We start from the raw sequence: 26,676 nt of genomic DNA on the forward strand, positions 1-26,676 counted from the left end.
CGCCACGAAACTGAAACCGCATAATCTCAATCAAGGATGGGCCAGAGCCTCCAATCCGAAAACCGCTCAAGCGTCCCAAATTATCTGACGACGTACAATTGACCGTGAGTTCGCGTGCGTGCACCACCTTGCCCCTACCATCAACAATGCAAAGCGCACACGACCGCAGCGACACGTCCAGTCCAGCAAAATATTCCATCATTTATCTCCCTTGTTCACAGCTATCCTGTGATCCTATCGGCAGCTCGACCTCAGAACAGAGGCAGCCCAATTACGCATGCTCTGGGCCGTGAGCTTCGGAATGATTTCGGGGTCGACAAATTCATAGGTAGCCTCGCTTCTACGGTCGATACATGTTTAATGTGAACGGGATGGAGACCGGATGCGACCATGTCGACTTTTGAAGATGAAGACCTGCGGACACATCAGCGTGAAGTTCAGCGATTGCTGGGTCGATGCATGTTGCGGTTGCAACAGTATGAGCGGCTAATCAAGGCGATGGTGGCACATTATGGGGCCTCAGGGCCAATTCTTGAGTTGGAGCGGACTCGGGCCGCGCAAATTGACGGCACGGCGCGTAAGACGCTCGGCACCTTGGTTAACGAACTCCTTGGAACGTATGTTATTGCAGACAAGAACGGTCATGGCGAAGACACGCCCATAAATTCTCCAGAGAACGTCAATTGGTTCGCAATGCAGACGTCAGTCGGCCTATCGGACGCAGATTTTGCTCAGGCAGAGCACGAACTTGGAGAATTGGTAGGCCTTCGAAACAATCTGGTTCACCATTTCATCGAGCAGCATGACATTTGGAGCGTGAACGGATGCCGTCGCGCGAAAGATGCTCTTGTCACCGCATACAGCCGCATCGACCGAAATTTAGGACAGCTTCGGGAATGGGCCGAAGAGATGAAAAACGTGCAGCAGGCGATGGTGAACGTTATGCAGTCGGCAGAGTTCGCAGACTGGTTCGACAACGGAATTGCTCCCGATGGCACAGTAGAGTCGAATGCCTCGGGTATAGTGGCGGCCTTACGAGAAGCATTCGGTGCCCTGGCCGCCGATGGGTGGGCGCATTTGGTTGAGGCTGGCAAATGGATTGCCGAACGGTATCCCGAGCAACTGCCTGCCAAATATGGATACCAAAGTTGGCGGCAGGTCGTGCATGAGTCCCCCATCTTGGAACTTCGGTATTTTGAAATGCATGGGCAACGCATGGCCTTCTATCGGGAGAAAGAGAGTGCCGCGAATCCGCTTTAAGATACGTCGGCGTCGCGCGAATTGTTACGCTTCATCAAACGGCCACTTTTGGGAAGCTGCACCGCAGCGCAGGTAGCGGCTATGAGTGACTGGTAAGGGCCGATCGGGTAATTGCCCATCACGCTGTGCCAAGCTTATTCCAAGATCGCAGCCCGCACGGCGAACGCTTACGAAGACCGAACATTTGCCATATAGATAACTTAACTATGGTGACAGGCGATCAAAGCCCGAGGCTACGCAGACAAAAATGACTCAAACCCAGATTCCCTCCGATGAAAATACGCAGTTTGCAAGATTATTGCTCGACCCGGAAGACTATTGCGACATTGTTGGAATGCCTGTGAAGAACTCCATGCTCGGACCGCGTGTTGCGGGCGTTGGTGGCAACGAAGCGCAACACAGGTTCTGGACGAGAGCGCGTAAGACCGGCAACGCGACCAAGACTGCGGTTACAAAGTTCATCAGACATCTTGAAGCTAAACACCGGTTGTCTTTTCTATCCCCGCAAGATGTGCCTCCCGAAGTGATCCGGCTTGGTGCCTGGTCCATCGCGGAACTCGGTCTACGCAAAAGAGGCGCGCATACGCTTATGGCCGTTCAGGACGTAGTCCTTGCCTCGGATCACTTGCAAGCGGTCGTGACCTCAGGGGGGACGAAAGCGCTCGCTTCTGAACTGCGCCGGGTGCCGAAATCCCGCGTTGCACCGCTTTTCCACGAGTGTGCCAGCATGCTCGAAACAACCAACCGCGCCGATTTGCGGGCTATCATGGCACCGATACATATTTTCATGGCGAGCGTCTTTGTCTTTAACCTGCTAATCGAAACCGGGCCGGACCGGACCGAGAGCGTCCTGGCGCTCCGTAAACTTGCGTGTGGGGATGCCATCCGTAGAGGGCCGCGTCTGGCGTTAGCAAGGTGGCTGGACACGGCCCAAGGCGCACTTGGCTACGAAACGAAGAGCGGCTTCTACGCTGCGCTCTCTCCGCATTTGGATCCTGAAAGCGCGCGCATTGAATGGTCAAAGGTTGCAAGTGGAAGAGACGTGCCACCACTGGACAGGCTGCGAAATGATCTCAAACGCGTCAGCGAAACCTCAGATGTCTGCAAAGCCAACTCCGACCTCCACGACCGGCTCGATTTGGGGCTGTGCTATTGTGCCTTTGTCGCGCGCTCCTACAGGTATCTGCAAAAGCAGAACGTCACCAAGGCGCGCAAGGTTTTTTTGCTCGCCGCGGCCGAGGTGGAGGAGGACTGGAGCGAGGCAAATCAGCCTGCGTGACATTTTGCCTGCCTGTTCAACACCCGTTCCACATCGCGCCGGAAGTTGCGAAGAGCCCGGCGATCACTGGGGGTGCATGGCACGATTACAAAGCCACCAGTCGGTGACACCAGCCTCCCATGTTTGCGTTTTCGGACATACTGCCAGCTCTCACGCACGCGCGATTGCACCTCTTTCTCGATCTCTTTGCTGGTCGAGTATTTCATGACGTGCTCTCCAGAGGCTGGTAGCGCGCAAGAAACCTGTTGATGGAGAACGGGATTTGCGCAAACGCACGTTCGATCCCGATATCGAGGATGGGTTCGCTGTAGTAATATCCTTTACTGTCCAGCCTGTTCTGGAAAAAGCGGCCATGCGGATCGATCATAAGATAGGACTGGACCATCGAGGGGTTGTCCTCGACGGAAAGGATGCGCCGGAAAGCGGCATGGCGGCTGACAAACCTTTCAAATGTCGCTTCATCCACGGTCAGCTCGTCATTGTAGGACGGCAACATTCGTAGAGCCTTCCAACGGTCTGGTGCAATTTTGGAAACGAGTGTCGAGAAATCCTCTTCGGCATTCACCGCATTCACGACCGTGTTCAGCTTGATCTGCAGTGCAGGGTTGGCGGTGCGCAATTCGCGGACCAAGTCGATAAGATCGTCCGAGCCGATTTGCGCGCCCTTTCTATCCACCCGTCCGATCCGCAAATTCCCGTCGCAACGAGTGGAATCCACACTGAGACCGAGCATTGAAATTCTTGATGCAATATTACGCAACGTCTCGAGACGGCTGCCATTGCTTATCAAACTCACGTCAAACCCGGCTGCAACGGCGTGATCCACCACGTGACTGAGCTCGCCCGCCCAAAGCGTCGGCTCACCTCCGGCAATGTTAAGTCGCGGCCGGCGGGCAAACCGTTGTTCCCAAAGCGGGTTTTCAGGTGACAGAAACCGGCCCAGTTCCGATATCAGCAACCTACACGCGGCATGATCGCGCCAAAGTTCCGAAGCCTTTGGTTTGGACCAATGCGCGTAGCAAAACTTGCAACGATAATTGCAGGCTTCTGTAACATGCCAATTCGCCACGAGTTGAGGTTGAAGTTCCATTGCGCTCTCCTTGCAAAAGTGTGCTTGAAGAAATGGCCGATGCGGGCAGCGCAAAGACGTGGGATTCTCGGGACATTTTAATTGATCTTGGGCTCAGTAATGCCTGCAATACCTGCCTGTGACATAAGTGCTGCCTATCCAGGTCACTCATTTGAACTCCCCTACCAAGTGGAAACCGCGGGGCAGAGCCTCTCCATTCGCGCCAGGACGCCCGGTGTCAATCCGATGCGCTCTTTCGAGGAGGAAGAAGACAAGGTCGAGGCGGGCCTCATCGCGACCCGGGACCTTTTAGCGTGGATCCGCGCCAATGCCGGCGAGATCGCCCGCCTACTTGATATCCCTTGAGCCGTTTTACTGGCCGATGCATGAATGACCGGTCTGGCGAAGCTGCGGCGTGGCGCCACTCACCTCGGCGAGTGACCGCAAAGGGGCCGTGAGGAGCTTCGGCGACCAGACCCAGCGCCAACCCGCAGCACATCTTGCGCTCACCTACCGATACAACGATCAGCAGCACCGACCGCCACCAGCTTCTTGAACTCACTTACAAAATCATAGTTGCCAACGAGCTTTTCGACTGCATCGTTCGTGTTGTAGACGACATCACGCAAGTACTGCCTATTTGCACTAAACACAATATTCCGATCCTTTCGACCTTTGCTATCCACTTTGTTGCTAACAAATCTTCTCAGGTCTTCCCTGGAGATTGCGAAATCTCTGAGTTCAGGCCGCTCTTGCAAAACGAACCGAAAAGCAATTGGGCGTAACTTGATATCATACTTCTCGCCTTGTCGATGGAAGACGAGGAAACTGTCTTGGTGTGCTCCGAACTCCATTAGCCGCTGAGCGTCTGACGCGCTGGTGGGAACTATACGATTCGGATGCTCCGCAGTGTCCCAAGCTGCTGTAATTCCGATAACGGGCTTGCCCTCGGCAACTATCCGAAACACATCTAACAACGCTCTTGTCCTCTCAATTGCAGCTACATCATCGACATCCACCTTTTTCATTTTATCGTACAATCTGTATGGAACGGAGAATGACTTGACGCGACTGTCGTGCAAACAGACGCCTCGAGCCTCAAGAAATGATGCCTCCTCTTCGTCGAGAAACCTCGTGTTGGGCCACGAGAACAGATTCTTCGGCTTGCAGCTTTCAGGTAGAGGGTAGCTTTCCACACACGAATTTTGGTCAGCTGCGTGAGCGATCCTGAGGCACTTTCAATCATCGTTAGAAGCGTGTCTGTCATCATAAATCCCAAACTTTACCCTTGTGTATTCCGGTATCTTCGAACCATGTTGCTTCCCAACGGAGACTGCACTTCTGTACCATTCCGATGTCGGCGGACAATATACCGACAGGACAAAACAACAGTATCCCTGAATGCAAACGACCCACTACTCTCGCGCTCGGGAGATTGTCCAACACCGTCTGCACCGGGTAGTGCCCCACGGGGTTCTCTAATCGCCTCCGTCGACAGCTGATCTTTCTGCGCGACCTATGAACGACCGATCCGGAGAAGCTGCAACTCGCATTTTCCGCAGCCTTGAAAGACCGGGATGGGCCGAAAGCTACGTGTGCAGTTTGAAGAACAAGAACCAAGGGCACATTCATTATGTCGGGGCTTGGTCCTGAGCCTCATGCCAATCTGCTATCTTCTGGCAAAGCAGACCGATCCACACTTCGAATAACAGCACTTCAGCCTCGCCGTCTGGTGTAAATGAGGGATGGTCGTTATCGTCCATCTCCCAAGTGCCAAGATACTCGCCATCCCTCGTAACCACCGAACCGTCGTCGCACAGATTGATCTTGAACCGATATGGCTGTGCCAGATGTTCTTCGGCATTGGCGATGGCCTTGGTGGCAGCGGTCGCCTTATCCGGTTCCATTCCACTGCCGATTACCTTGCCGTAGCTTTTTGCCATCCACTCAAAGGATAGGTGGCGCTCACCGGCTTCGCTTGACGTTACTTCGTCAATGTGGATCTCGACGCCTTTGTGCTCGATGTAGGTCTTGATCCTCGCCGGTCTCTGCGTTGATGCCGTGAGCCGCTTCTCGCTTCTCCGTTGTGCTGACAACGCGTCGAAGATATCTTGACCAGATGTATTCACATCGCGAAGGTCAAACTTTTGTTCGCGTTCGGCACTGACGTCGCCCGGAGGGACCGCCTTACCTTTTATCCAAGGTGGCGTCGAGTTCTTGGAAGCCTCTTCAATCTGGCACTTCACGCTTTTCGGGAAAAACGCCGTACTTGGCGACGCCTGATCAGCGAAGACTTGTGCAGTACCCGCTATGACAGGCATTCGCCCAAGGCTTTTCTCCAGGCTCGGTACCGAAGTGTTGAACTCGGGCGCATAGGCCCGAATGGCTGCGCTTTCATACTCGTCCATGTCTTCGTAGGCGCAGGGCGCGAAGGCCATAGACCATGGAAGCCACGTGTCTGGGACCCTGTGATAGACACGCCCAAGACTGTCGATGGATCGTTGACTGAGTTGATTGCTCTGCCCGATGTACACCACACGGTCGGCGCATCCGATCATGTATATGCCGGTATGAAGCCAAGAACACCCAAGGAGCGACGAAAGTTCGTCGTGGCGATTTCGGAGAAAGACCTGCCGCTTCCAAAGGTGGAAGAGCGCACTGCTTGTCAGCATAATGACCCTGGCAAAAACATAAGGAACGACAATATCTAAGCGATCCTATCGCAGCTTTGGAGGCCAAGTAAATTGTTGACGAGCATGACTGTAGTCGTAATCGAGAACTTTTGAGGTAAGACGACGGTGGCGGAAGCGATCCGTTCGTTCGCGGTGCCGCCGCTCGCCTGTTTCCAAATGTGCGTGTGCAGCGAATGACCTCTCTGGGGAGGCTGCGACTGGGCACACGGTGTCCGCTTTGGGCCGTTCACGACCAAGAGCGTCTCGCCTCATGCGCGAAACCGACCCGAGGCGCCGTGGCCAAGATGACCTCGAAACGGACATTGCACTCAGAGCCCTCCGCGCTCATCTGCACCACGAAATGCAAAGGGCTGGCTCTTTTGGTGTCATTTTTTACTTTCTGGTCCTTTTCATTTCACAACCCTTGGGATTAGGTTTCGATGAAGGGGAGAGCTGAAATTCAACCAAAAGAAAAGCAGGCAAAAGCAAGCCATCTCCAAGATGACCACTTTTGACACCCCCATGACCGAATTCACAGAGCGCGAATCTGATAACGACTGGGGAAACACTTTTCAGGAGCTGCCATGTCATTTCGATTCATTCATTCCTCCGACCTGCACATTGGCCGGAAATTCGCGAATATCCCGGAGCCGGCAGACGGCAATATCCGCGGACGTCTGATGGAAGCCCGGCATAGCGCGATTGCCCGCCTTTCGGCAGCAGCGTACAACCATGGGGCAGAGCATATCCTGCTTGCCGGAGACACCTTCGACACTGCGACCCCCTCTGCGACCGTGATCAGACAGGCACTTGGTGCAATGGCAGAAACACCAGACGTTACATGGTGGATGCTGCCCGGCAACCACGACAATCTCCGCGATGCCGAGCCGCTGTGGGAGACTATCTGTCGAAATGCACCGGACAACGTCAAGACTCTGCTCGGCTCCACGCCACATGACATAGGCGACATGGCGACGCTGCTGCCCTGCCCCATCGCTTTCCGCTCCGGTGCTTCCGACCCGTCCGAGCCGCTGGTGAACATGGTGAGCGACGAAGGCCGGTTGCGGATCGGGCTGGCGCATGGCGGCGTGACCGACTTCACCGAGTCCGGCGATGCGATCGCGCCCGACCGTGACCAGAGCGCGCGCCTCGACTATCTCGCGCTCGGGGACTGGCATGGCCGCATGGCCGTATCGGACCGTGTGCAATATTCCGGCACACCGGAACAGGACCGCTTCAAGCATGGCCGCCGGGGCGTCTGCCTCTGCGTCGAGCTCGACGGGCCGGGTGCCACCCCGAAGGTAGAAGAGATCGAGACCGGCACATTCCTCTGGCAAGAGATCGAGCTACCCTTGCACCCTCGGCAGGATGCAGCGGCTGCGCTGGCTGAGGCTCTGCCGCTGTCCGGGCGGCGCGATATCCTGATGCGCGTGGCGGCGACCGGCTGGGCCGGGTTGCCCGACCGGGCGGACCTGGAACGCGCTGCGGAGGCATCTGCGCCCGAATTTGCCCATTTCGACCTGGTGACGGATGCGTTGGGCACGCAGTACGACGCCGCTGATCTCGATGAGATCGACCGCGGCGGCGCGCTGCGGCTGGCGGCCAATACGCTCAAGGACGATGCCGAGGCCGACGCCCTGCCGCAGGAGGATCGCGACGTTGCAGCCGACGCGCTCGCCCGGCTTTACGCCTATGTCCGGGAGGCCTCGGAATGAAGATCCGCTCGATCACTCTCGACAATGTTCGCCGCTTCACCGAGCAGGTGCGCGTAGACGACATCGGCGACGGGCTGAACGTGCTTTGCGAGCCCAACGAGCAGGGCAAGTCGACGCTTTTTGACGCAATTCAGGCGTTGTTCTTCAAGCCCCATGGCTCGCGCGACAAAGATGTCACGGCGTTGCGCCCCCATGCTGGCGGCGCGCCGCAGGTGTCCACAGAGATCGAGGCCGAGGGCAAACGGTTCACCGTGATGAAGCGGTGGCTGCAGAAGCCCGCCGCGACGGTCCACCGCGATGGTACGCTGATCGCGCAAGCCGACGAGGCGGAGGCATGGATCGCGGACCTGCTTGGTGGGGATAACGGCGGACCCTCGGGCCTGATCTGGGTGCGGCAGGGTATGACCGACCTGATGGGGGGCTCCAGAAAGGAACAGCAAGCAGCGCTGGAGGCGCGGCGCGACCTGATGTCATCGGTTGGCGCGGAGGTCGAGGCGATGACCGGCGGGCGGCGGATGGACATGGCGCTGGCGCAGTGCCGTGATGAACTGGCCGGCTACGCAACCAAGACAGGGCGGCCCTATGCCAATGGCCCGTGGAAGATTGCCATGGACCGGGTAGAGGAGCTGAGGGCGGAGCGCGACGCGCTGGCAGCGACGGCTGAGGATCTGCAAGGCGCTCTGGCCGAACGCAAACGGGCCCGGCGCGATCTTCGCGAACTGGAAGATCCCGAGGCAGTTGAGGATCGGCGGCAAAAGCTCGAATACGCGCGCACGGCCCATGCGGCGGCGGAACGCCATGCTCAGGACCTCGACGCCGAGGCGCACAAAGTGGAAATGGCCCGGCTGACAGCCGAGAACGCGCTGGCGCGGCTCGACGGGCTCCGGGAGGCCCGCGCCGAAAAGACGAAAGCCGCGGAGTTGACGGCGACCGCAGAAGCCGACGCAAGCAACAGCAAGGCCGCGTTGGAGATGGAGCGCAGGTCACGAGACACAGCCGAGCGCAACCTCGAAACCGCGCAGACCGAGCTGAAGGATGCCGAGGCCGCCCGCAACCTCGCCCTGCGCGCGCAGGCTGCCCGAGACGGCGCCGACCGACGGCGAGAACTGGCGGCGCGGATCGCCGAGGCCGAGAAGACGCGTAGCGCTATGGAGATCGCCGCCGCGGCGGCGCGTTCCGGCCCGGATGCCAAGAGCCTGAGCCGGATCGAAACTCTCGCCGCCAACCACGCCACGGCCGTCGCCGCGCGGGACGCTACGGCGACACAGGTCGTCGCCCATTACAACGAAGGCCACGTCGGCATGATCCGCTCGGAGGACATGGCTTTGCCCGACGGGCAACCTGTACCCCTGCCCCGCGCCACGAGGTTCACCATCGAGGGTATTGGCGAGTTGGAGATCCGCCCCGGTGACGCGGGACATGACGACAGCTCGGTCGAGGCTGCTGCCACCGCCTTGCGCAAGGCACTCGACGCCATCGGCGCCGACGATCTGGACGCCGCCCGCAGAGCCGGCGCCGCCAGGGCCGAGGCGGAACGCAAAGCGGGTGAGGCGAAAGCTGTTCTGCAAAGCCTTGCCCCTGATGGGATCGACCCGCTGCGCGAGGCGCTGGCGAAAATCCCCCAGGTGGAGGACGACGCCGATGCCCCCGACCTGCACGAGGTAGAGGTGGCGCTGGAGGCGGCGCGCGCTGCCCACGAGCAGGCCCGCATTGCCCGTGACACCGCGTCGGAACGTGTATCGGACGCCCGCGAGGCAGCCACCGGCGCCGAGACCGCGCTCGGATCGCTGCAGGACCGTCTGCTGCGTGCCGAGGGCGCGCTGGCGAAATACGGTACGAGCACTGAAGAAACGCTGGCCTCCGAGGCGAGCCAAGCGGCCGAAGCGCTGGAGGCCGCCGCAAAGAGTCATGCCTCGAAGGCGGACAACGCCCCCGACCTCGCCGGCACTGAAGCGACGCTGAAACGGGCCGTCTCGGTCGACCAGGGCGCGCGGGACGAGATCGCCCGCCTGAAACCGCTACTCGCCCGGCTTGACGAACGCATCACCCGGTCTTCGGGCGATGCCGTCGAGGAACGGCTGGCCGAGACCGAAGAGGCGCTCGGCGCAGCCTCGGCCAGCCTCGCCCGGATCGAACACGAGGTGAAGGTGCTTCAGCGACTGGAGAAAGCGTTAGAGGCCGCCCGCACCGAGGCGCGCGATCGTTACTTCACCCCCATCGCCCGAGAATTGAAGCCGCTCCTGCACCTGCTCTGGCCGGAGGCCGAGCTGACTTGGGGCGAGGAATCCCTGCTTCCCGACACGCTGATCCGGGACGGCCAAGAAGAGCCGATCGACATCCTGTCGGGCGGCACGCAGGAGCAGGTGGCGTTGCTTGTCCGGCTGGCCTTCGCCCGGATGCTGGCCGCCGCCGGGCGGGTCGCGCCGGTGATCCTCGACGATGCGCTGGTCTTCACCGATGACGACCGGATCGAGCGGATGTTCGACGCTCTGCACCGACAGGCGGGCGATTTGCAGATCATCGTCCTGACCTGCCGCCAGCGCGCCTTCCGCGATCTGGGCGGCAAGGCTCTGCGTCTGGCCGCGCCTGGAAACATGGAGCCGGCCGACTGACAGAACGCCTTGGACTTCTCCCACACATGTGCCCGCGAACAATCAGACATTGAGGGAAAATCATTATGTACAATGATGAACTACCGGAACCGCGTTACCGCGGCCGTCCATCCAGCGTAAAAACTTTGGAGAAACTTGGCCGGGAACAACTCTCACGGCATTTTTTCATGCGCAATTTCCTCTACTCGGAAATAGGCGCATTCGAAGGCATCCCCAATATTCCTGATGATCCGGCACTTGCGGTGCGGGCGGGACGCGCCCTTGCCCAAACGCTGCTCGAACCGTTGGTGGAAACATTTGGCCCAATCGAGGTGCGTTCGGCCTACCGATCCCCGGAGGTCAATGACTTCGGCAACCGGAATGGGCTGAACTGTGCATCGATCGAGGCCAACCGAGCCTCCCATATCTGGGATCAGCGGGATGCGGAAGGGAACCTCGGGGCGTGCAGCTCGATCGTCATTCCGTGGTTCGCCCGGAAATTCGAGGCCGGGCGCGACTGGAAGGATCTCGCGTGGTGGATGCACGATCACCTGGACTATCACGCCATGACCTTCTTCCCGACGCGCGCCGCCTTCAACCTGACTTGGCGAGAGAACCCGGAGCGCAAGATTTCATCTTGGATTGGGCCCACAAGGACCCTGCTGGCTTCCGGCTGCGAGCCCAATGAGCCTCTTGCCGCCCGGCAGCAGGGATATGCGGACTTTCCCACCTTTCGCGGCATCCGGTACCCGGAATGAAGTGGCACAGCACCAGCATCCACGAGCGTATCTGTCGCCGCTATGCAGCTTCATCAGACCGGCCATTTGCTGCAGTGCAAACCCGCAACCGCTTGTTCCAATAAGCAGAAATTCCAGTCTTTCTGGTCCGCGATTTCATCGAGTAGGCTGTCCAGGAACCGGAGGCAGGCGTCTATCTGCCCGATTTCGACGAACTCGTCTGCCTTGTGGGCCTGCTTGATCGAGCCCGGGCCTACGATCACTGCAGGGATTCGGCCTTCCACCTCAAAGATGCAGCCCTCAGAACCGTAAGAGACCTTGCCAGACCATTCGGGCATTATCACGCGCAGCTCGCCGAATGCGTCGGTGCCACTTGCATCGCTCATCGCCGGGTAAGCGGGAAAAGAAAAGCTCGCAACTCCGGCTTCGTGCTGTGCAATAGATGGGAAATCATTCTTTGGCAATTCACCGAGACGGTCATAGGTGCAACGCGTGGTCATATACTGCCATCCGTACCACTCCGAATCTTCCTGGCGTGTTTCGGATTGGGGACGCAAAGACGCTATGTCGCCCGTTCTGTCGAATCGATTTTCTCCGATAAGGCAGGCTTCGAACCTCCATCACATTTTTCAAAACCATCAGGCGTGTGTCATTTTCGCCACGCGACAATCCGAGTGTCGCCGGAGATTTCGTAGATGAGACAGACGCGAAGGGGCCGGCGCAGATGTTTTTTTTGGCGCGAGATGGAGGTCGGCAGAGAAAATAACACAAAAACAGCACCTTGGGCTTCACTGGTATCAACCATCTCCGCTCGGAAGGAATTTTTAGAGAAAAATTTTGGGCAAAATCAGCAGTTGCCCGAGGTGGCGTGCTGGGTACTTTGACCCTCGAAACGAGGCCCGGGACGGCGGATTTCACAGGTCAACTCGACCGGGTCGTTTCGCCGAAAATGTAACCAGCCAATGTCCTGGCTGCCCAACCCAAGAGACCGGGCAAGCCGCAGGAAACACGATTGAGAGAGAATGGAGGAAGAAGTGGATGTCAAGAGCTGACTACACAGTCTAATCAATCGGATCTTTAGATCCATAACCTTGAAATGACCGACAACTAAGAGCCAATCGGTTCATTTCAACAAATCCCGAAAATACGGCCGCCGCCTTCGGGCAGCGTCGGACCGAGGTCCGGCGGGTGGCCTTCCTATGCGAAAGGAAATCAAAATGCCGATTTATTCGGAGGATAATGTGTTGCCCGGAGAAACACTGGCGGATCGTGACGCAACGAAACGCGAGTATCTCGAAACAGAAGATACCGTCATCGATCATGACTCGTGGAACTACTCACTCCCGAAACTCCCTCGCGCAAGCGCGCTCTCACTCGGTGAGATCCGCGATGTTCTCTCCTTCGATGGGGTTCGGAACCCGAGTGCACGCAGCAATACCTCACACAAGGTCTTTCTGACCTACCGCACCCCGGCAAACGATTGGCAGCCGAAGGTTGGCATCGCTGAAAGCGCCGCTGAGGCGGCACCAGGGTTGGAGGCGGTGATGTCCCGCGAGATCTACGATGTCACGTTTCAACCCCTCACCGTTCATTACCGCGACGAGGACGGTGTCCGGCGTTCATATACTCACGACCTGCAGATCACTTTCCGGAATGGGTACAGGCGGCTGATTTTCGTTCGTAATGAAGAAAGCCTCAAGAAGCCCAAGACACAGCGTCAGATCAACGCAATCGTGGCCGCCACGCCCAAGCACGCCGCCAACGACATGATTGTGGTCAATGCGAATGACTACACGCGTCAGCGTCGTGACAATCTAATGCGGATGCATCACTTCGTGTTTAACCCGGATCCACAGGCTGATGAGGCCCTGCTGGAGACCGCACTTTCGGTCAAGTCTTTCTATTACATGAAGGACCTCTTCCCACACGCGCCTGTCTCCACACCACGCGCATTTGCCGCCTGCTACCGGCTGATCGCCCAAGGTGCGTTCCGCGCCAACCTCGACCATGTGTTGTGGGAAAATTCTCAGATCGAGGTGGCGGCATGACAGTGGTTCCACGATATAACTTCCTTCCCGGAACCGAAATGACGCTCCTGGAGCGCCCGGTGGTGATTTCCGGACAGAATGCGCACGGATACAAGGTGGTTGGCCGTGACGATGGGATCACCACTGTTCTGCCCTTTGCCAAGTTGGTCGAACAGCTCAAGCTTCCAGGAGCGACAATTGATACGGCTTTGCCAGAGAACGGTGCGCGTCTGAAACAACGGCTTGGCGGATACGCTTCATCCGAAGCTCTCTCCAAGGATCAACGCGAAATTGGCAGATTTCATCTGGCGATGTGCCAGGGGATGTTGGCCTATCGCGCACAAATCCGTGCCGAACGCGGCGATCCGAACTTCGAGCTTTCGGATCGAATTGCCGACCGCCCGGCCGCGCGTCGCTTCTTTGCTGCCGTTGCAAGTGAAATCTTCGGAGAAAAGGTGCTGATCAACCCACCTCGGGGTGGGCGCTCAAAGGGCATGTATCTGTATAAGGGACGCACTTTGATGAGGTATTTCAGGGTTTTTGAAAGCCTGGCGCCTGACGAGTCCCCGATTGATGCTTTGGTCACATTGGATCACCTCAAGGGCAATCGTACAGATAAGATTGGCCTGCGACTTCGTGAATTGATGACCGAGGTTTGGGACAACTTCGGTCTGGACCAGAAAAAGCCCACAGTTTCCAATGTCCACAAGCGTCTTGAGACACGCATCTGGGAAGAAAACAAGAAGCGTGCCCGCAATGAGTTGCCCAAACTTATAGTGCCGTCCCAAAAGACGCTGCGTGACCATCGGGACCTTCTCTTAACCCCAACTGAGCAATTGGTCGCGACTGAAGGCCTCCGCCAAGCCCGTAACAAACGCGGGCGTGGAAGCACCGATTTGCGAGCTCTCATGATTGGGGAACTGGTGGAAATCGATGAATGCAAGATTTCCCTCATAGCTTCGGCAAAGTTGGCTGGCTTCTGGGAGCGCATGTCCGACGATGAAAAAGAAGCGCTGGATAATTTGGATAAGTATATCAAATCCCGGTTCTGGATCTTGGTCATGATAGACGTGGCGACCCGCATGCCCCTCGCTTGGGTGATTTCGGAAACCCCGAATTCAGAAGCCACGTTGGCACTCTTCCGAATGGCAACTCGTGACAAGACCAGGGAAAAGCGCCTTTACGGATGTAGTGGAGAACCGGCCGCCGCAGTTGGCCTGATGCACGTGAAGAACGACAATGGGTCAGGCTTGCGCAATTCGACAGCAGTCGGAGCGCTTATGGGCATCGGAAGTATCAACACCGTTACACGGACCTATTCTTCGACGGACCGGGCTACCATGGAGCGTTTATTCGGGACGGTCGAGCTGGACATTTTTAAGCTTTTGCCCGGCTATACCGGCGGCCGGCCGGGCGAACTGCCCGGTTATGACGCCATGGCAAACGGTGTTCTCACGGTCGAGCAGCTCCATGAAATCATTACGCGATACTTTGTCGACGAATATCCTTCCACCCGTCACTACGGCGTCGGGATGGGCGGACGCCGCCCCCGTGACGTCTATGAAACCATCAACGAGACCCGCGGCCACATACCGCTGATTGATCCGCATAATCGGCGAATTCATCTCGGGTGGGAGCAAGAAGTCACCCCCACGGATGAGGGCGTCCGGTTATTTCAGGGCATCTGGTTCAACTCCGATGAACTACAGAAGAAACGTGATGAATACAGAGTTAAAGGAAAGGTGAAGGTCTTTGTCGATCCCGACAATATGAACTCCGCAACTGTTGTGTTGCCCAAGGTGAAGGAGCCAGTCGAAGTTCACCTTCAGATGACGGCTTTTGCAGATATGACGCTTCCGGAAATCCTTCGACTTATGGCCGAACAAAGGCGGGAAGATCCGGAATCCGCAGCCTTCCATGAGGACCGGGTGATGCGTACGCGCAAGCAGCGGTATGATCAAATTACCGCCATCGGTGTGGAACATAATCTGCCTCGCAGCTACTCGACGATTGCTGAATGCAAAGCTATGGCAAAGGCGGTCTTCTCCGGTGCGCGGGTGATCCCGTCACAACCGATCCTTGGAACAACTCGACCGGGAGCGATCACAGATCTTCAGCCATCCGAAGGAGTATATCGTATTGGCCATGACGAGGCGCCAATCGACGGGAAGGTGACGAATGATCCCGCCCGGGCAGCGGACAATACCGGCTCCAAAGATCCTGATATAGGCGCTCTCACGAAATTCGAACCGCCCAATTCTAATTCGGCATCCGGAGGGTCGTCCCGCAATGCCCAGTTGCTGGGAAAGCCGTCGACCTCCGACGTGATCTTGCCGCGCCCCAAAAACCTGAAAGACCTCGAATAATGGCTTTTATCAATCAACAAGTAGTGAAGGCTTCCGCGCCTCTGAAGGCAGCCCATTTTCCGTTCCCCAGAGGAGAGAAACTGTTCGAGGCGATATCTTGGTGTGCGACGGATTATTATACCAAGGCATCGTCAGGGAAGCCTTTCGAAGCGCGGGGCGTGCTCGTCATTGGCGAGTCGCGCCAAGGTAAATCCCACGAAATCCTGCGTCTGCGCACAAAATTCAACGACGGATCGGTGATTATGCCCGACGGTCGCCCCGCAAAAATCATTCACTGCTTTCTCTCTGGCAAGATCACCTGGAAGGACTTGGGCGTTAATATCCTGGAGCTCCTCGGCTATAAATTGAAAGGCCGCCGCACTCAGGCTGCCATCTGGGAGATGGTCCACACATACGCCGAGCTTCAGGGCGTGGTCGGCATTCATTTCGACGAGTGCCAACACGTTTTCACAGAAGAGGGATACCGAACCAACCAGCAAATACTCGACAGTTTCAAAACGCTCTTGAAGGAGCCACGCTGGCCCCTGATGTTGATCCTATCAGGCATCCCGAGCCTCGCCACGCATGTCGCCAAAGAAGAACAGCTGGCCCGACTCCTAAGAACAGTTCATTTTGAGAAAATCGACCTGACCCGACAGGCCGATATGGATGAAATTTTGCAGTTGACCTTCAGCTACGCGGAGAAGGCAGGGCTGGACTTTAACCCTCTTGCGACGAGTGATTTTTTCGAACGTCTCGCCTTCGCCTGCTGCGACCGCTGGGGGTTGGTCATCGAGATGCTGATCGAGGCGTTCACGCATTGTCAGATCCTTGGCGACACGGTTTGCGCGACGGAACATTTTTCTCATGCGTACGCGAAAACCTACTCGACCCCGATCGGCTATTCGCCCTTCACCATGCCGAATTATCGTGACAGCTTCAACCAAGACAAGTTGATGGACATTCTAAAACAGACGCGCTGATTTCTTCGAAATCATCTAAAGATAAAGGCTCGCTTAGGCGGGCCTTTTCTTTTGCCTTCTTCACATTCAGGTGCGCACACATATCGTCCCAACGCGCATGCTTATGACATTCGCATTCGATGATGTAAAATATAATATAAATATATCAATCACTTACCTATGGTGATTCGCGTGGCGAATCTGTGAAGTGCGCACTCTTATGCCCCATTGGCACGGGTTGCGGTTTGACATGAATCAAGGCGCATATGCGTCTGGGCGCATAAACATGCACCCATGCAGCAGGCTCTGACAGCCATTTGCGATCCCACGCGCCGTGCCGCGCTCAGCCTTGTCTGGGACGGGGGCGAGCATTGCGTCTGCGAATTGATGGCGCGTCTTGATGCGAGCCAGAGCAGGATGTCGCGCCATATGAAGGTCTTGCGAGAGGCCGGTCTGGTGCTGGACCGGCGCGACGCGCAATGGGTCCGCTATCGGCGCAACCCGGATCTTGCGCCAGAGCTGGCGGCGGTGATCGACGCGGTGCTGGCCGCCGCGGGAAACGTTCAGGAGGCCTGCGCATGACCACTGAAACGCAGCATGACGTTGCCCGCCCGGCCCGTGCGGACCTTCTGTGGTATGCCGGGGTTCCACTGGCGGCCATCGTCCTTTGGTTTCTCTACAGCCAGCTGATCCCGTTTTCCGAATGGGTCACCTCGCTGGTCCCGGTTGCGCGCCACAGCCATGCCGGCGAGGCGATCGCGTTCTTCGTCTATGATGTGCCCAAGGTTCTTTTGCTGCTCACGGGCATCGTGTTCGTCACGGGCGTCCTGCGCAGCTGGTTCAGCCCGGAAAGGACGCGTGCCATTCTTGCCGGCAAGCGCGAGATCGCAGGCTATCCGCTGGCCGCGCTTCTCGGGGTGTTCACGCCGTTCTGCTCGTGTTCCTCGGTGCCGCTGTTTATCGGCTTCGTGTCGGCGGGCGTGCCGTTGGGCGTGACGTTTTCATTCCTGATCGCGGGTCCGATGGTGGGGCCGGTGGGGCTGGGCCTTTTATACGGCATCGTGGGCTGGAAAGTCGCGACGATCTACCTGGTGTTCGGCTTCAGCATCGCCACCATCTCCGGCTTCGTTCTGGGCCGGATGGGGCTGGAGCGGTATTTGCAGGACTGGGTGCAAGCGTTGAACGCGGGGCCTGTGGACGATCTGCCCGAGGAACGGCTGACATTGGTCGGCCGGCTGAAGATCGGGGGGGAACAGGTGCGTGAGATCGTCGGCAAGGTCTGGATCTGGGTCATTCTCGGCATTTCGATCGGCGCGCTAATTCACGGCTATGTGCCCGAGGCCACGATGTTGCGGATCATGGGCGGCGAGGCATGGTGGTCGGTGCCTGCGGCGGTGGTTGTGGGCGTGCCGATGTACACCAACGCGGCGGGAGTCATCCCGGTCGTGGAGGCGCTGTTGGGCAAGGGCGCCGCGCTTGGCACGACGCTGGCCTTCATGATGTCGGTCATCGCGCTTTCGCTTCCGGAGATGATCATCCTCAAGCAGGTTCTGACCTATCGGCTGATCGCGATCTTCATCGCCGTTGTCGCCACTGGCATTCTGGCGACCGGCTTCCTCTTCAACTTCCTGTTGTGATCGGCATCTTTGGTCGATCCGTTCTCTGAAAGGACACGAACATGAAAACCGTCAAGGTCTATGGCCCCGGCTGCAAACGCTGCGAAGCGACAGCCGTCATGATAAGCGACGCCGCCGCAAGGCTGGGAGTCGGGGTCGATGTCGAAAAGGTCACCGATCCGAAAGCCATCGCCATGGCGGGCGTGATGTCCACGCCCGGTGTCTCGGTCGATGGCAAGCTGGTTCATGCCGGCGGCCTGCCCGACGAAACGAAACTCGACGCGTGGCTGTCATCATGATCCGCGCCCTGATCACTGCGGCCGCCGTCGCGCTGCCTGCCTTCGCCACGGCGCAAACGCTTGAAATCCAGCCCGTGACCGAGGGTGTCTGGGCCATCGTGGGCGAAAAGGAACAGCGCAGCGCCGCGAACCTTGCCAACAATGCCACCTTCGGGCTGGTCGTGACCGGGGCGGGCGCGGTGCTGATCGATCCCGGCGGGTCCTGGAAGGGGGCAGAGGCCCTGCATGCGGTGGTTCGCACCCTGACGGACCAGCCCGTGACCCATGTCATCAACACCGGCGGACAGGATCACCGCTGGCTGGGGAACGGATACTGGCAGGCACAGGGCGCGACCCTGATCGCCAGCGACGCGGCGGTCGAGGATCAGAAGGCCCGCGCCTCGATGCAGATGACCGGACTGTCGCAACTGATCGGCGATGCGCTGGCGGGCACGGACCCTGTCCATGCCGACGTAACCTTCGGCGAGGCGCACAGTCTGGAAATCGGCGGTCTGAGTTTCGAGATCGTGCATCCCGGCCCCGCGCATACTCCGGGCGACAGCTTTGTCTGGGTGCCCGCGCGCGAGACGGTGTTCACCGGCGATATCGTCTATGTCGAGCGCATCCTGGGCGTGGGCGAGCAAAGCTCGATCACCCATTGGCCCGCCGCCTTTCTGGCGGTGGAGGCGACCGGCGCGGCGCATGTGGTCCCCGGCCATGGCCATGCCACGACGATGGACCATGCGCGTGCGGACACCTACGATTATCTCATGAACCTGCGCACCCGGATCGGTGCCCTGATTGACGCGGGCGGCGACATCATGGATGCCCCCGAGGTGGACCAGTCGGCCTTCGCCCATCTTGAGCAGTTCGACGCGCTTGCAGGGCGCAATGCGCAGACCGCCTTTGAGCAGATGGAGTGGGAATAGCGGGGTTTCACCGGAGGCCGACCCGCGGATATGGCGGGCGCGACACAGAGGGGCACGGCGAAGCGGTCGTATCCTGACGAGCGTCAATTCGGTGATGGCCGGTGAAATGACTTTACAAAACCAGTTTTATGGTTATTTTGGACTCCATGATCACAACCAACCCCAACGCCCGCGCCCTTGCCGCTCTCGGACATGATGCCCGCCTGTCGATCTTTCGCCTTCTGGTGAAAGCCGGAGAGGACGGTCTTCGCGTCGGGGATATCGGCGGCCATCTCAACCTGCCTCCCTCCACGCTGGCACATCATCTGTCGGCGCTTGTGGATGCCGGGCTGGTGCTGCAGGAAAAACGCGGGCGCGAGGTCTTCAACAGGGTTGACTATCCGGCCATGCAACGGGTCCTTTCGTTCCTTACATCCGAATGCTGCACCGGCGTATCGCTTCGATCGGAGGAAGACGTGGCATGATCTGCACCGTTTTTCCTTGCCCAAAAGAAACCAGATTTCCGGGAATTTAGAAATGTCCAAGACAAGCATCGACACGCCAAGTCACGCACCGTTCCTGCATGCCCTGTGGCACAAACAAAGGGTCTGGCTGGCATCGGCGCTGATCCTTGCCCTGCTGGCGCTTGTCGATCCGCGACAGGCCGGGGCCAGCGCGATGTTCACCTTCGAGTCCCTGTTGAGCACCGCGCCCTTCCTGATCCTGTCCATCGCTGTGGCCGCATGGGCCGGGGCGACAGGTGCCGACAACCTGATTGCGCGCGCCTTCACGGGGACGCCCATTGTCATGATCGCCCTCGCTGCGCTGGCGGGGGGCGCGTCGCCCTTTTGCTCCTGCGGTGTGATTCCCCTGATCGCCGCGCTGCTGGCGATGGGCGTGCCGCTATCGGCGGTCATGGCCTTCTGGCTGGCCTCGCCGGTGATGGACCCGTCGATGTTCGTGCTGACCACGGGCGTTCTGGGGCTGGAATTCGCCGTGGCCAAGACCTTGGCCGCCATCGGCCTTGGCATGTTCGGCGGCTGGGCGACGCATCTTTTGACGCGCGCCGGTGGATTGTCCGCCCCCTTGCGCGAGGGAATCGGCAATGGCGGCTGTGGCGGCACCAAGGTCCGCGACCCCAAACCGGTCATGTGGCGCTTCTGGGAGGACGCGGAGCGGCGCGCGAAATTCGGGCGCGAAGCGCTTGGCGTGACCCTGTTCCTGGCCAAATGGCTGACCTTGGCCTTCCTGCTGGAAAGTCTGATGCTGGCCTTCATTCCCGCCGAGACCGTGACCTCGGTCCTGGGGGGCAGCGGGCTGGCACCGATCGCCCTTGGCACGCTTGTCGGGGTTCCGGCTTACCTCAACGGCTACGCCGCGCTGCCGCTTGTCGGCGGGCTGATCGAACAGGGCATGGCCCAAGGGGCCGGGCTGGCCTTTCTGGTGGCGGGCGGCGTCACGTCGCTTCCGGCGGCCCTCGCGGTCTGGGCCCTGGTGAAACCGCGCGTGTTCCTGCTCTACCTCGCGCTTTCGCTGTCGGGTGCCTTCGCCGCCGGTCTTCTGTTTCAGCTTTGGGGACTGGCATGAGCATCCTGAGCGTCGATATCGAGGCACTTGATCCCGGTGCCACCCTTCTGGCGCCGGTCGGCATGACAACGCCACATGACGCGATCAAGGACGCCTCGGTCAGTGGCGGGCGGATCGCCGCGGCCCTGCTTGACCCCGAACTGGCGCTCTGCGCCGTTCAGATCGTGGCCGATGGCGGGCCGCTGCGCCTGACCTATCGCCTGGGCGACGCTTCGGCGACGGGCAGCTACCCCGAACAGATGTTTGTCGAGCGTCACAACCGTTTCACCCAAGCGGCGGGGGATCTGGCCGAAGCCAGCCGCAAGATCGCCCAAGGCGCCGGCGGCGGCAGCGCGGGCATCGCAGCACTGGTCGCCGAGGCCGAATCCCGCTTCGACTACGGCCACCCCGAGACGCGGTTCAACGACGGCGCCGATGCGGTTCCCTATCTGTCCTGCGGGCTGACACCGGGATCATGCGTGGATATCAACACCTATCTCATCGCCAGCCTGCGCGCCTGCGGTTACGAGGCCGGCTATGTCTATGGCTACTTCTTCCCGGAGGAGAACGGCGGGGTCACACATGACATGCATTGCTGGGTGGTTACACGCCATGACGGATGCCTGCAGGAATGGGATATCGCGCATCACGTCAAGGCCGGGCTGGGGCCGACGCAAGCCGGGCTCAACCCGCGTCCGGGACGCCGCGTGGCGCTGGGGCATTCGATGGGGCATCGCTACGCAGCGCCGGGCCTTTCGGGGCAGCTGAAACTTCTGGCGGAACCGATGCGGCTTGTCGCGGGTGACCTTCTGCGCGTGGAGCTTGTCGCGCGGCTGCAGGGCTGAAAAGCTGTCGGAATTTCGCGGGTTCCCCGTACCCGCCCGAGGGGCGCGACGGAGCGCGCACGATACATGAGCGCGCCGGTGCAGGGGGCGATCATGGATAATGGTCGATACCGTAATAGCGCTCAAGCCGCCGTATCGTGGATGGCGTGACCTCATAATACCGGGCGATCTCGCGATCGCAGAGGCCGAAATCCCGCATTGCGCGAAGCGCTGTTTCGGGCTCATGCCCAAGCTTTCCGGCGATGCGGCGACCCTTTCGTTTTTCAGATGGCACGCGCGATTTCGCCAGTATCGGCTGAAGGCTCTCTGCGGCGGGGATCGTGTGATCGTAAGTCATGAAAACTGCACCCTCATCATGTCAATTCCGGTCGCGGTGTCGGCAGCGCTGCGCTTTCGCTGTCGCCGCGCAGACATGCCTCAGCCCGCAGCCGGCTGATCCTCAAGCAGGAAACTGATCTTCGCATTCACGCGATAGCTGACGATCCTGTCGTTCTCGACCGCTGCGTTCATGTCCTTGATGTAGATGGATTTGATATTGCGCACCGATTCCGACGCCTTGATGACGGCGGATTGAGCCGCGTCCTCGAAACTTTTGTCCGATTCCGCGAGAACTTCGATAACCTTGAGCATGGACATGTATGGCCCCCCTTCATTGCCGGGGCGCTTCTGCCCCTCGGAATGAGACTTTAGCCTTCACCGGACCAACCCGCCTTGACCGGCGTCAACGGGCGCTGCCTGTTGCTGCCCTCAGGCTGGGGTGGATTGGATTTCCTGACGAACCGCCACGTAGTTCATGATGTCACGCATGGTCAGAATGCCCGCCAGCGCGCCATTCCGGGTGACCAGCAGGCGGCTGGTGTTGTGTTTTCTCATGACATCGAGCGCATCCATCACCGAACTGCCGGATGAGACAGTCCTTTCCAGCCCGTCGCGGGACAGGATGTCGCCTGCGGTCAGGCGCGCCCGGTCCTCGACCGGCAGCCGCCCGATATCGTCCAGCCGGACGCAACCCAGAAGAACGTCACCCCGCACCACCGGAAAGACCTTGTGCCCGAAACGGTAGATGTAATCCTCGATGATCTCATCGACCGGCATATCCGCCGGGACGGTCACCGGGCTGCTCACCATGAGCTGCCTGACGGGAACGTCGTTCAGGTGGCTCTTCATGATCATCTGGACCTCCGAGGAACGCGCCGCGCCGATGATGAAAAGCCCGATCAGCGCCTGCCACATCCCGGCAACGAAATTGCCGCTGACAACACTGAAAAGCCCCAGCACCATCAGGAACGTGCCAAGGATGCGCCCGGTGCCCGCCGCCAGCCTGGTGGCGCGCTGCAAATCACCGCTCCACCACCAGACCGCCGCACGGAACACGCGGCCCCCATCCAGCGGGAAGGCGGGAAGCAGGTTGAACGTGGCCAGAACCGTGTTGATCAGCGCCAGGTAGGAAAACACCGCGGCAACCGGCATCTCGGCGGTGGCCGGGGACAACACGACGGCGACGGTATAGAAAACCACGGCCAGAACGTAGCTGGCGATCGGCCCGGCGATGGCCATCAGGAATTCGGATTTCGCGCTGGGTGGTTCTTTCTCCAGTTCCGCGACTCCGCCGAAGATGAACAGCGTGATTCCGGTGATGGGAATATCGAAGCGCCGCGCCACGATCGCATGGGAGAATTCGTGAAACAGGATCGAGAAGAACAGCCCAAATGCCCCGACGATACCGAGAACCAGCGCGGCGTTGCGGTTCAGACCCTCGATCACCGCCGGGAAATATCCCCATGACAAGGACCAGACGATCAGGATTGCCAGAAAGAACCAGGTGAAATCCAGGCTCACGCGAAAGCCGAGAATGGAAAACAGATCGATCTTCTTGCCAAACATTGCCTCGTGCCTCCTTCGCTCACATATCTCGTGGCGTCCTGCTGCACCCTGCACCAACATGTTCGCGCACGCGTTAACCGTGATCAACCTGTCATCTGCGCGTCATCTCGGAGGCGGATGATGCAGCCGAAGCCCCCGGCGGGGCCAACAGCGCCGGCTTGTCCCTGAGATATGGGTGATCGAATTGATGCGCGACGACGGGCGCGAGGGTCGGTTCGCGAAGGCGCAGGCACCTGACGGGATCGTTTCGCGACGGCAAGGCCGGCGGGAAAGAAGTGCCGCCCGCGCACGGGATGCGCGGGCGACAGAAGAAGCGGTTCCGGGGACGCGTCAGAACTTCGCTTCAACCTTGAGATAGAGTGTCCGCCCCGCTTCGTTCACCTGCGTCACCGCAGGGTCGAACAGGTTGGCGCGGCTCAGGTGGTTGGCGTAGGTCTCGTCGGTGACGTTGTTGATCCCCGCAAGGACCGTCGCGTGTTCTGAAAGCTCGTAGCTGCCGAACAGGTCCAGCGTGGCGAAACCCGGCGTCTGGCCCGGATCGCGCGCCGGGTCGATCTCGGTCTGCTCGAGCGCCCAGTTCACCCGCGCGCCCGCACGCCAGCCATTGAGTCCATAGGCCAGCGAGACCTGCCCGTGCAGCGGCGGGATCTGGGCGATGTCGCGGTCATCGGTTGTGTTGCGGCCCTGCGTCCAGGTGGCGTCGCCCCAGATTGCCCAGGGGCCTTGCTCCCATCCGGCCGAAAGCTCGATCCCGCTCAGTTCGGCGCTCACGTTGCGATAGGTGGTGACGCCGAACACGCTGAACTGATCGCGCAGGATGTAATCATCCACCCAGTCGGCATAGGCCGAGGCATTGAGATACCATGCCCCCTTGTCGATCTGCATCCCGAGGTCGAGCTGGTGGTGCTTTTCGGGGTCGATATCGGGGTTGCCCACCCAGTTCGCGCGCCCCATCGCCCGTTCCGTGGCATCGGCGGTGCGCACCGAGCGCGACAGCCCCGCAAAGAGCGTGGTGTCGGGATTGAGCGCATATTCCAGCCGCAGCAGGCCGCCGAGATTGTCCTCTTCGCGCGGGGTGTTGAAGGTGGTGCCGTATTGCGCCGTGTAATAGGTGTTGGGCGTGTTCCCGGCATCCAGCGCAGGTGCGAAATTGGCAAGGCCCGCGCTGGCCTTGACGCGGTCATAACGCAGGCCGGCCTTGAGCATCGTCTTGGGCGAAAGCTCGGTTTCGGTTTCAAGGTAAAGGCCGGTCTGCCTGATGGTCACATCGGGCCACATCAGGAAACGCGCGCGCGACGGGTCGGCGTTGTTGAGCAGCGGGATCATCGGCGGCATCCCGGCATACATCATCGCCACGCGGTTGTTTGACTGGTGGTCGATACCCAGCTTCGCGGTGGTCCGGCCGAAATCCAGCTGCGCCTCGAGATTGCCGCCGGTGGTGTCCGATGTCGCCGGGGTGCGCATCGCCATGAGCATGACCGGGCGCAGGGTGTAGTTGTCCATCACGTGATCGACGCTGCTGCTGAAGAGCGTGCCCTCGATCCGGCGCAGCGCGCCTGCATCGAGGTCCAGCCCGCCGCGCAGACGGTAGATCGTGGTTTCATCAAACGGGCTGTCCATGCCCGCACCGGGGTACAGGCTGTCTTCGACAAGAGAATAGTCATAGTCGAAGGCCAGTTCGACGCCATTGGCGGCGTAACCAAGCGTGACGCCAGCGCCGGTCTGGTCATAGGCGCTGCGCACGGTGCGCCCGGAGCCATCGACGTAGTTGCCCACGTTCTTTCGCTCGGCTGCGGCCTCGGCATAAAATCCGCGCCCCAGATCGATGGCGACATGCCCGCCCAGTTCCGTGCCGGTGCCGTTCGATCCCGCACCCGCGGTCAGATGGCCCTCGATGCGCTTGTCCGGCCCGAGGTCGGGAGCTTTGCGGTTCAGGATCACCGCGCCGCCTGAACCGCTTGGCCCATGCGTGACCGAGGCGTAGCCGCGCTCGATCACGATCTCGTCGGCGCGCAGGAACGAGGCGCTGCTGGTGGGCGGGTCCATGCGGTTGGGGCAGGCGCCATAGGTAAAGGAACCCGCGTCGATGATGTTGAGCTGGTTCTGCTGCTGGCCGCGAATGACCAGTTCAAGCCCGTGACCGCCCATGCGCCCCGCCGACAGGCCGGGCGCGGTAGCCAGGATGGCGGCGCCATCGGAGGCCGGGGTGCTGTTGATGCCGCGCGGCAAAAGCACCGTCGACATCGGGCCATCGGCCTGGGCCGGGCGCTCGACGGTGATCGGGGTCAGTTCGGTTGCCGCCTCGGCGGCGGCCTGGGCCAGCGCAGAGGGTGCCAGCGAACACATGAGAATGGCCGAGACGCCAAGGCGTTTCGTTGCGGGACAGAACATAGGTCTTCCTTCCGGTTGCTTGAATGATCGTCGTGACGCCCCGGCCCGGAAGGGCCGGCGCAGAACCGTCGCGATCGCGATCAGAATCGCGGTCGCGGCGCGCCGATGGCGCGCGGTGCTGTCGGCTCAGACGATGGAAGGAGGCGCGCGAATGGCGTAGCCATCGCGCGTGCGGGCGCGCGGCGCGATGGCACTCTCGGCAATCCGATAGCGCAGGGCGCGCGGCGCGGGGCGCGCGGCGGGGCGCGTGAAGCTGTCGGTGACAAGCGTGACCGATACGATACAGAGCGGGCAATGCCCCGCCATATGGCCGGGCGCGTCGTCGCTGTCGCCCGCGTCGCCGGGCATGGTGATTTCCTGCACGCCATCGGCCGTGCAGATCACCATTTGCAGCGCCGCCGACGCCGATGCACCGAGCGGCGGCAGAAACGCCGTCGCCACCTGCACGGCCAAGAGGGCCGACAGGATCAGCGACAACAGCCCCGCCAAGGAGGCCCGGTTCCGGATGCGGTGCTTCATCGCCAGTCAACT

General features: G+C 59.8%; 25 protein-coding genes and 1 pseudogene. 16 read left to right on the forward strand and 10 right to left on the reverse strand.

Annotated elements, in window-relative coordinates; all coding sequences use genetic code 11:
* Positions 1–199: pseudogene (locus N5A93_RS16090) on the reverse strand (hypothetical protein); the annotation flags it as partial.
* Positions 200–390: 191 nt separating this feature from the next.
* On the opposite strand from N5A93_RS16090, the gene N5A93_RS16095 reads away from it, so the two are divergent.
* Entirely contained in the window at positions 391–1,260 is an 870-nt protein-coding gene (locus tag N5A93_RS16095; RefSeq protein ID WP_268956120.1) for an OST-HTH/LOTUS domain-containing protein, read from the forward strand.
* Between the two features lie 247 nt (positions 1,261–1,507).
* The gene (locus N5A93_RS16100) at positions 1,508–2,539 is read left to right on the forward strand and encodes a hypothetical protein (protein WP_268956121.1); all 1,032 of its coding nucleotides are present in this window, start codon (positions 1,508–1,510) and stop codon (positions 2,537–2,539) included.
* A gap of 202 nt (positions 2,540–2,741) precedes the next feature.
* Here N5A93_RS16100 and N5A93_RS16105 read toward each other — a convergent pair whose 3' ends face one another.
* Positions 2,742–3,629, reverse strand: coding sequence for a viperin family antiviral radical SAM protein (locus N5A93_RS16105; RefSeq protein WP_268956122.1), 888 nt, complete (start codon positions 3,627–3,629; stop codon positions 2,742–2,744).
* Between the two features lie 168 nt (positions 3,630–3,797).
* Here N5A93_RS16105 and N5A93_RS16110 point away from each other — a divergent pair, with 168 nt between their 5' ends.
* Positions 3,798–3,974, forward strand: coding sequence for a hypothetical protein (locus tag N5A93_RS16110; RefSeq protein ID WP_268956123.1), 177 nt, complete (start codon positions 3,798–3,800; stop codon positions 3,972–3,974).
* Positions 3,975–4,114: 140 nt separating this feature from the next.
* On the opposite strand, the gene N5A93_RS16115 is transcribed toward N5A93_RS16110, so the two are convergent.
* Positions 4,115–4,636, reverse strand: coding sequence for a hypothetical protein (locus N5A93_RS16115; protein WP_268956124.1), 522 nt, complete (start codon positions 4,634–4,636; stop codon positions 4,115–4,117).
* Positions 4,637–5,239: 603 nt separating this feature from the next.
* Positions 5,240–6,016 carry a hypothetical protein gene (locus N5A93_RS16120; RefSeq protein WP_268956125.1) on the reverse strand — a complete coding sequence of 259 codons (777 nt, stop codon included), beginning with the start codon at positions 6,014–6,016 and terminating at the stop codon, positions 5,240–5,242.
* A gap of 848 nt (positions 6,017–6,864) precedes the next feature.
* On the opposite strand from N5A93_RS16120, the gene N5A93_RS16125 reads away from it, so the two are divergent.
* The 3 genes from N5A93_RS16125 to N5A93_RS16135 all read left to right on the forward strand — a co-directional run bounded on the left by N5A93_RS16125 (position 6,865) and on the right by N5A93_RS16135 (position 11,344).
* Positions 6,865–7,995, forward strand: coding sequence for a metallophosphoesterase family protein (locus N5A93_RS16125; RefSeq protein ID WP_268956126.1), 1,131 nt, complete (start codon positions 6,865–6,867; stop codon positions 7,993–7,995).
* Complete coding sequence (locus tag N5A93_RS16130; protein ID WP_268956127.1) at positions 7,992–10,607, forward strand: AAA family ATPase; 2,616 nt, start codon at positions 7,992–7,994, stop codon at positions 10,605–10,607. Before N5A93_RS16125 ends, N5A93_RS16130 begins: the two co-directional genes overlap by 4 nt.
* 65 nt (positions 10,608–10,672) lie before the next feature.
* Positions 10,673–11,344, forward strand: a complete 672-nt coding sequence (locus N5A93_RS16135; RefSeq protein ID WP_268956128.1) for a hypothetical protein — start codon at positions 10,673–10,675, stop codon at positions 11,342–11,344.
* A gap of 53 nt (positions 11,345–11,397) precedes the next feature.
* Here N5A93_RS16135 and N5A93_RS16140 read toward each other — a convergent pair whose 3' ends face one another.
* Entirely contained in the window at positions 11,398–11,823 is a 426-nt protein-coding gene (locus N5A93_RS16140; protein ID WP_268956129.1) for a M20/M25/M40 family metallo-hydrolase, read from the reverse strand.
* A gap of 717 nt (positions 11,824–12,540) precedes the next feature.
* Between N5A93_RS16140 and N5A93_RS16145 the strand changes: the two genes are divergently transcribed.
* The 10 genes from N5A93_RS16145 to N5A93_RS16190 all read left to right on the forward strand — a co-directional run bounded on the left by N5A93_RS16145 (position 12,541) and on the right by N5A93_RS16190 (position 21,870).
* A complete protein-coding gene (locus N5A93_RS16145) occupies positions 12,541–13,371 on the forward strand; it encodes a hypothetical protein (RefSeq protein ID WP_268956130.1) in 831 nt (276 codons plus the stop codon).
* Entirely contained in the window at positions 13,368–15,716 is a 2,349-nt protein-coding gene (locus tag N5A93_RS16150; protein ID WP_268956131.1) for a TnsB C-terminal domain-containing protein, read from the forward strand. The genes N5A93_RS16145 and N5A93_RS16150 overlap by 4 nt, the downstream gene beginning before the upstream one ends.
* Positions 15,716–16,678: an ATP-binding protein gene (locus N5A93_RS16155; protein WP_268956132.1), complete on the forward strand. Its 963-nt coding sequence runs from the start codon at positions 15,716–15,718 to the stop codon at positions 16,676–16,678. The genes N5A93_RS16150 and N5A93_RS16155 overlap by 1 nt, the downstream gene beginning before the upstream one ends.
* A 273-nt stretch (positions 16,679–16,951) precedes the next feature.
* On the forward strand, positions 16,952–17,239 hold the full coding sequence (locus N5A93_RS16160) for an ArsR/SmtB family transcription factor (protein ID WP_268956133.1): 288 nt from the start codon (positions 16,952–16,954) through the stop codon (positions 17,237–17,239).
* Positions 17,236–18,294 (forward strand): permease, encoded by a 1,059-nt coding sequence (locus tag N5A93_RS16165; RefSeq protein ID WP_268956134.1) that lies wholly within the window; start codon positions 17,236–17,238, stop codon positions 18,292–18,294. Before N5A93_RS16160 ends, N5A93_RS16165 begins: the two co-directional genes overlap by 4 nt.
* 41 nt (positions 18,295–18,335) lie before the next feature.
* Positions 18,336–18,572: a thioredoxin family protein gene (locus tag N5A93_RS16170; RefSeq protein ID WP_268956135.1), complete on the forward strand. Its 237-nt coding sequence runs from the start codon at positions 18,336–18,338 to the stop codon at positions 18,570–18,572.
* Complete coding sequence (locus N5A93_RS16175) at positions 18,569–19,480, forward strand: MBL fold metallo-hydrolase (RefSeq protein ID WP_268956136.1); 912 nt, start codon at positions 18,569–18,571, stop codon at positions 19,478–19,480. Before N5A93_RS16170 ends, N5A93_RS16175 begins: the two co-directional genes overlap by 4 nt.
* Before the next feature lie 146 nt (positions 19,481–19,626).
* Positions 19,627–19,944 (forward strand): ArsR/SmtB family transcription factor, encoded by a 318-nt coding sequence (locus tag N5A93_RS16180; protein ID WP_268956137.1) that lies wholly within the window; start codon positions 19,627–19,629, stop codon positions 19,942–19,944.
* A 52-nt stretch (positions 19,945–19,996) separates the two neighbouring features.
* Entirely contained in the window at positions 19,997–21,046 is a 1,050-nt protein-coding gene (locus N5A93_RS16185; protein ID WP_268956138.1) for a permease, read from the forward strand.
* Positions 21,043–21,870, forward strand: a complete 828-nt coding sequence (locus N5A93_RS16190; protein ID WP_268956139.1) for a transglutaminase-like domain-containing protein — start codon at positions 21,043–21,045, stop codon at positions 21,868–21,870. Before N5A93_RS16185 ends, N5A93_RS16190 begins: the two co-directional genes overlap by 4 nt.
* Before the next feature lie 91 nt (positions 21,871–21,961).
* On the opposite strand, the gene N5A93_RS16195 is transcribed toward N5A93_RS16190, so the two are convergent.
* From N5A93_RS16195 to N5A93_RS16215, 5 genes are all read right to left on the reverse strand, one after another.
* Positions 21,962–22,207, reverse strand: a complete 246-nt coding sequence (locus tag N5A93_RS16195; protein WP_268956140.1) for a hypothetical protein — start codon at positions 22,205–22,207, stop codon at positions 21,962–21,964.
* Positions 22,208–22,287: 80 nt separating this feature from the next.
* The gene (locus N5A93_RS16200) at positions 22,288–22,506 is read right to left on the reverse strand and encodes a dodecin family protein (RefSeq protein ID WP_268956141.1); all 219 of its coding nucleotides are present in this window, start codon (positions 22,504–22,506) and stop codon (positions 22,288–22,290) included.
* A gap of 111 nt (positions 22,507–22,617) precedes the next feature.
* Positions 22,618–23,754, reverse strand: coding sequence for a site-2 protease family protein (locus N5A93_RS16205; protein ID WP_268956142.1), 1,137 nt, complete (start codon positions 23,752–23,754; stop codon positions 22,618–22,620).
* A gap of 330 nt (positions 23,755–24,084) precedes the next feature.
* Positions 24,085–26,145 carry a TonB-dependent receptor domain-containing protein gene (locus N5A93_RS16210; RefSeq protein ID WP_268956143.1) on the reverse strand — a complete coding sequence of 687 codons (2,061 nt, stop codon included), beginning with the start codon at positions 26,143–26,145 and terminating at the stop codon, positions 24,085–24,087.
* Between the two features lie 126 nt (positions 26,146–26,271).
* Positions 26,272–26,664 (reverse strand): DUF2946 family protein, encoded by a 393-nt coding sequence (locus N5A93_RS16215; RefSeq protein ID WP_268956144.1) that lies wholly within the window; start codon positions 26,662–26,664, stop codon positions 26,272–26,274.
* Between the last annotated feature and the right edge of the window lie 12 nt (positions 26,665–26,676).

Source organism: Roseovarius salincola (assembly GCF_026891095.1).
In the GTDB taxonomy this organism is placed as follows: Bacteria; Pseudomonadota; Alphaproteobacteria; order Rhodobacterales; family Rhodobacteraceae; genus Roseovarius; species Roseovarius salincola.